Here is a 2,687-nt window from a genome sequence, read left to right as displayed (position 1 = left end):
TCCTCGATACGGATAAGTTGGTTGTACTTAGCAACACGGTCAGAACGGCTCATAGAACCAGTTTTGATTTGACCTGCAGCTGTACCTACCGCTAGATCAGCGATAGTTGCATCTTCAGTTTCGCCAGAACGGTGAGAGATTACTGCAGTGTAGCCAGCGTCTTTAGCCATCTTGATAGCAGCTAGAGTCTCTGTTAGAGAACCGATTTGGTTGAACTTGATAAGGATAGAGTTAGCTACGCCTTTCTCGATACCTTCAGCAAGAATCTTCGTGTTTGTAACGAACAGATCGTCACCAACGATTTGAAGCTTGTCGCCTAGAAGTTCAGTTTGGTGCTTGAAGCCATCCCAATCAGACTCGTCAAGACCGTCTTCGATAGAAACGATTGGGAAGTTGTTCGCTAGCTCAGCTAGGTAGTGGTTGAACTCTTCAGAAGTGAAAGTTTTACCTTCACCCTTCATGTTGTAGATGCCAGCTTCTTTGTCGAAGAACTCAGATGCTGCACAGTCCATAGCAAGAGTAACGTCTTTACCTAGTTCGTAACCAGCAGCTGCAACAGCTTCTGCGATAACTTCTAGAGCTTCAGCGTTAGACTTAAGGTTAGGAGCGAAACCACCTTCATCACCAACTGCAGTGCTGTAGCCTTTAGACTTAAGAACTTTAGCTAGGTTATGGAATACTTCAGCGCCGATACGTAGACCTTCTTTAAGAGTCTTAGCGCCAACTGGTTGGATCATGAACTCTTGGATGTCAACGTTGTTATCAGCGTGCTCACCACCGTTGATGATGTTCATCATAGGTAGAGGCATAGAGAACTGGCCAGCAGTGCCGTTTAGCTCAGCAATGTGCTCGAATAAAGGCATGCCTTTAGCAGCAGCAGCCGCTTTAGCGTTCGCTAGAGAAACAGCTAGGATAGCGTTAGCGCCGAACTTAGATTTGTTCTCAGTTCCGTCAAGGTCGATCATCACTTGGTCAACGTCAGCTTGAGCTTTTGCGTCTTTACCAACTAGAGCTTCAGCGATTGGGCCGTTTACAGCTTCAATAGCTTTAAGAACACCTTTACCTAGGAAACGTGATTTGTCACCGTCACGCAGCTCAAGAGCTTCGCGAGAACCAGTAGATGCGCCAGATGGAGCAGCAGCCATACCTACGAAACCGCCTTCTAGGTGTACTTCAGCTTCTACAGTTGGGTTACCACGTGAATCAATAATTTCACGACCTAGAACTTTAACGATCTTAGACATTGAATGTTTCCTTCTCGTTGAATATATAAATGTCAAATTAAAAACAGCAACATAATTCTTATATCACCGCCTGTATTCCTTACTTCAAAATCTTATTTTTCAAATTCACCGCGTTGATAATCACCGGCAGCTTTTACAAAGCCTTCAAATAGTGGGTGACCATCTCGTGGGGTTGAAGTGAACTCTGGGTGGAACTGAGCGGCCACAAACCACGGGTGCTCTGGGTTCTCGATAACCTCAACTAACTTCTTGTCCGCCGACAAACCAGACACTTTTAGGCCTGCTTTTTCAATTTGTGGACGAAGGTTATTGTTCACTTCGTAACGGTGACGGTGACGTTCATGGATCGTCGCGCTACCGTAAAGCTCATAAGCTTTCGTGCCTTTCGCAAGGTGACAAAGCTGTGAACCAAGACGCATAGTACCACCTAGATCTGAAGTTTCAGTACGTTCTTCGACTTTACCTTCACCATCAACCCATTCAGTGATCAATCCTACTACAGGGTACTTCGTCTCTTTGTTAAATTCTGTTGAATGTGCGCCTTCAAGACCCGCAACATTACGTGCGTACTCGATAAGCGCCACTTGCATACCAAGACAGATACCAAGGTATGGTACTTTGTTTTCACGAGCATATTGAGCGGCTAAAATCTTACCTTCAATACCACGGTCACCAAAGCCACCAGGAACTAGAATAGCATCGAGACCTTCTAGAGTTTCAAAACCTTTCGACTCGACATCTTGTGAGTCTACATACTTAATGGTCACACTTAGGCGGTTTTTCAAGCCTGCGTGTTTTAATGCTTCATTTACTGACTTGTAAGCATCTGGAAGCTCGATGTATTTACCCACCATACCGATAGTAACTTCAGCAGTTGGGTTCGCTTCTTCATAAATAACCTGTTCCCACTCAGCAAGGTTCGCTTCTGGTGCCGTAATACCAAAGCGAGCACATACTAGGTCATCAAGACCTTGTGCTTTGATAAGTTGTGGGATTTTGTAGATAGAATCTACGTCTTTCATTGAGATAACCGCTTTTTCTTGTACATTACAGAAAAGTGCGATTTTCTTACGTTCGTTTGCAGGAATAACACGATCAGAACGACAAACCAAAATATCAGGCTGGATACCGATAGACAGAAGCTCTTTAACAGAGTGCTGAGTTGGTTTGGTTTTCACTTCGCCTGCTGCTGCCAGGTATGGAACCAGGGTCAGGTGCATGAACATCGCGCGTTCGCGGCCAAGTTCTACTGCTAGCTGACGAATCGCTTCCATAAATGGTAGAGATTCGATATCGCCTACAGTACCACCCACTTCAACGATAGCGACATCATGGCCTTCAGAACCAGCGATGACGCGATCTTTGATGGCGTTAGTGATATGAGGGATAACCTGAATCGTTGCACCTAGGTAGTCACCGCGGCGCTCTTTGCGTAGAACGTCT

Annotated in this window: 2 protein-coding genes; both read right to left on the bottom strand. The window is 45.4% G+C overall.

The genetic code is table 11. The features are described from left to right. The coding region (eno, locus tag ACP45E_RS01920; protein WP_069584637.1) for a phosphopyruvate hydratase at positions 1-1,244 on the bottom strand (1,244 nt) is incomplete at its 3' end. Between the two features lie 92 nt (positions 1,245-1,336). Continuing rightward, positions 1,337-2,687: glutamine hydrolyzing CTP synthase (pyrG, locus tag ACP45E_RS01915; protein WP_069584635.1), on the bottom strand; the 1,351-nt coding region annotated here is incomplete at its 5' end.

The organism is Vibrio genomosp. F10 str. 9ZD137 (genome assembly GCF_049974785.1).
Classification (GTDB): domain Bacteria; phylum Pseudomonadota; class Gammaproteobacteria; order Enterobacterales; family Vibrionaceae; genus Vibrio.
This window is presented reverse-complemented; position numbering and strand designations above follow the sequence as displayed.